The organism is Homoserinimonas sp. (assembly GCF_056262345.1).
Genome location: NZ_JBACFR010000012.1, coordinates 1 through 3,247 on the forward strand (window position 1 = coordinate 1; position 3,247 = coordinate 3,247).

At 68.7% G+C, this 3,247-nt stretch carries 5 protein-coding genes; all 5 read right to left on the reverse strand.

Annotated features, from left to right (window positions below; all coding sequences use genetic code 11):
- Window positions 1–160 precede the first annotated feature (160 nt).
- Window positions 161–739, reverse strand: a complete 579-nt coding sequence (locus AC062T_RS00650; RefSeq protein WP_108997686.1) for an HhH-GPD-type base excision DNA repair protein — start codon at window positions 737–739, stop codon at window positions 161–163.
- A gap of 257 nt (window positions 740–996) precedes the next feature.
- A complete protein-coding gene (locus AC062T_RS00655; RefSeq protein ID WP_476026402.1) occupies window positions 997–1,299 on the reverse strand; it encodes a rhodanese-like domain-containing protein in 303 nt (100 codons plus the stop codon).
- A gap of 2 nt (window positions 1,300–1,301) precedes the next feature.
- Complete coding sequence (locus AC062T_RS00660; protein WP_108518501.1) at window positions 1,302–1,568, reverse strand: carbon storage regulator; 267 nt, start codon at window positions 1,566–1,568, stop codon at window positions 1,302–1,304.
- A gap of 13 nt (window positions 1,569–1,581) precedes the next feature.
- A complete protein-coding gene (locus AC062T_RS00665) occupies window positions 1,582–2,649 on the reverse strand; it encodes a hypothetical protein (protein WP_476026404.1) in 1,068 nt (355 codons plus the stop codon).
- The coding region (locus AC062T_RS00670; RefSeq protein ID WP_476026406.1) for an FHIPEP family type III secretion protein at window positions 2,624–3,247 on the reverse strand (624 nt) is incomplete at its 5' end. The genes AC062T_RS00670 and AC062T_RS00665, both read right to left, overlap by 26 nt.

The window sequence follows — 3,247 nt, forward strand, 5'->3', positions numbered from 1 at the left end:
CGGGCCCATGCCCGCCGCTACCTCGCGGCCACCCGCGAAGGCCGCCTCGTGACCGTGCCCGGCGCATCCCACATGGTGAGCGTCGTGCGTCCGCGTGAATTCACCGAGGCCCTGCTGAGCGGATACTCCGAGGCCACCGGCTGGACGCGCTGACCCGCTCCTACTTCTCTTTCGCAGCCTTGGCCGCGGCCTTCGCCGCCTTTTTTGACTCACGCACGCGGGCGAGCGTCTCGGGGCTCGTGATGTCGGCGACCGACATGAGCGAACCCTCATCCCCGTAGGGAGCGGATGCTTCACGCCAGCCGGGCGCGTCGAGCCCGCGTCGTTTGCCCAGGAGGGCCAAGAAGATCTTGGCCTTCTGCTCGCCGAAGCCCGGCAGCTTTTTGAGTCGCTTGAGCACCTCGGCGCCGTCGGGGTTTCCCTGAGTCCAGATCGCGGAGGCGTCCCCGCCCCAGTCATCGCGCACAGCCGCACATACCGACTGCACACGTGCGGCCATAGAGCCGGGGAATCGGTGGACCGCAGGGCTCTGCTTGAAGACCTCGACGAGAGCATCCGGCTCAAAATCGGCGAGAACATCGGCCTTGAGGCCTCCCACGCGGTCACGAATCTTGGCGGGGCCGGCGAACGCCGACTCCATCGTCACCTGCTGGTCGAGCAGCATGCCCAGCAGCAGCGCCAGGTCGTCGCTCTCGAGCAGCTCATCGGCCGCAGCATCGCCCGTCAAGTACATCGTCATGGTGACATTCTCCCACCGCACGCCCGTCGCGCCCCGGCTGCGTGCCGTATTCGCGACCGAGGGGTCCCAAATGAGCCTTGCGAGGCATCCCGAAGCCAAACTTGGGACCCCTCAGCGGATGTGGGCGCGGGAGAGCGCGCGCGGAGCAAGCGCAGGCGCGGGAGAGCGCGCGCGGAGCGAGAGTGCGCGGAGCGAGAGCGCGGGCGGAGCGAGCGCGCGCGGATGTGGGCGCGCTGGCGGGAGCGCCCGCGCGCGAGCTACGCGCCGCTTTCGACGGGGAGGCCCGCGTCGCGCCAGCCGAAGGTGCCGCCGGCCACGTTGATGGCGTCGATATCGCGACTGGCGAGGTATTCGGCAACGCGTGCGCTGCGACCACCCGAGGCACAGATCACATAGACGGGGCCGTCATCGGGGATCTCTGCAATACGCTCGACGACCTCCCCCATGGGGATGTGGACCACGCCGGGCACGCGGAGCGCCTGAAACTCGTCGGGTTCACGAACATCCACAATCACGGGCTGCTTCTGGGCGGCAAGCTCGGTGACGCTAATTTCTTTCACAACTACTCCTGCGGTGTTGGGGCTGCACCCTCAGCGGGGGGCACGATGCCGAGCGCCGCCTTGAGGCGCTCCTCGGCATCCGGGGCCGCCTGCGTGGCGGCGACGTTCGCTTCTGAGACGGCCTGCACGATTTCGGCCCTCTGAATGGAGACGCCACGCGGGGCGTCGATTCCGATCCGGATGCCGTCGCCGCGGCTCTCAAGAATGGTGATGACAATGTCGTCACCGATGAGCACGCGCTCTCCGGGTTTTCTCGTCAGCACCAGCATTAGCCCAGCCTACCTAACTGCCGTAAGACCAGCTCACGGCATACCCAAGCTCCCGAACCGTGTCGGGCGTGGCTGTGTCGTCGCGGCCGATGCCAGCGACGGCATCTGGTGTGGATGCTGAAGCGACGGCTGCCACCCAGCGTTCTGTGTCGTCGGGTTTGCGCCCCGCGTCTACGGCGAGCCAGAGCTGGTCGGCCGTGAGGGCGGCGAGGGCCTGCGAACGCCCAGCCAGCACCTCTCGTGTATCGGCACCGGCCGAGCTGATTCCGAAGGCGACGATGACGATGCGGTCGCGCTGCACCGCTGCGGCGCGGGCCGTGATGGCCTCGCGGCGGCCGTCGATGCGCGGGATTCCTTCGGCGACTGCGGTGCCGCAGACGACAACGTCGGCATCCACCGAGAATGCCATTGCCCTGGCCACGGCGAGCGCATCGGCCGGGAGGCCCGCAACGGCAATGAGGTCGCCCGGCCCCGCGAGAAGCGGGGGAGGAGAGGGCAGCCCGCGAGGAGGCTCGGATGTGCTGATGGTGCCCGGCAGCGGTTCTGGCAGCTCGGTTACGGCCTGCAGCCCGTCGAGAACGGCGGCAAAACTGCGGCCGGATGTCGACACCAGGTTGGCTGCGTCGGCCACAATCGGCAGGTCGTCGAGGGTGCGTTTGCGAGCGTCGGCGGCAGCGGCGGGGGGTTCGCGCGCCACGGTGTGACGCGCATCCGCTGCGGCTCTGGCCGCGACGCGCGCGGCATCCTCGGAGGGGGGCGGGGCCATCGCGGCGGGCGGGATCGACCCCGGCATGGCCGGATCGGAGACATGCCCGGCCTCTTCGGCATCGGCGTCATCGAGCAGTGCGGCGAGCCCGAAACGGCGCGGGGCGCTGAGGTCATGGGCGTCGACGCTGGGGGTCGGCCCGTCGGGCACCTCCACGGTTACTTCATACCGGCGTGTGGCGAAGAACCCTGCGACCCCTCCCGTGGTGATCTGCTCTGCGGCGATGATGCGCGCGTGCGGTCCATGCTCGTCGACGACTTTTTGTTTGACCTCGGCGAGGGTGGCGCCATCAAGCCGGAATCTGCGCGGTGACACGAACCACCCCCACGGTTTCGATATCGATGTTGGCCGCCGTGACCTCCTGGTAGGAGAGCACGGGGAAGCCGCCGACCTGGGCCGAGACGAGCCTGCGGACGGCCGGACGCACCGCCGGCGCACACACGAGAACGGCCTGGTTGCCGAGCTCGCTCTGGCGCCCGACGATCTCCTTGAGAGAACCCAGGATGCCCTCAATGGCGTTCTGGTCGAGCAGCAACTGGGTGCCGAGTTCTGAGGGTCTCATGCTCTCGAGCATGGCCTGTTCGAGCACGGGGTCGATCATGATGACCCTGAGCAGCGCCCCCTCGGCGTGGCCGGCGACCAGGGCGGGCCCGAGGGCGGCGCGCGCCGCCTCGACAAGGCCCTCGGGGTCTGTCGACACCTTGGCGCGCAGCGACAGCGCCTCATAGATGCGGGGGAGGTCGTTGATGGCGACCCCTTCTGTGAGCAGACCCTGCAAGACCCGCTGCACTTCGGCGAGGCTCAGCAGGGTGGGCACGAGCTCGTCAACGGCGGAGGGGTTCACCTGCTTGACGCCCTCGGTGAGCATGCGAACATCCTCACGGCTGAGCAGTCGGGCGGCGTTGGCGGTGAC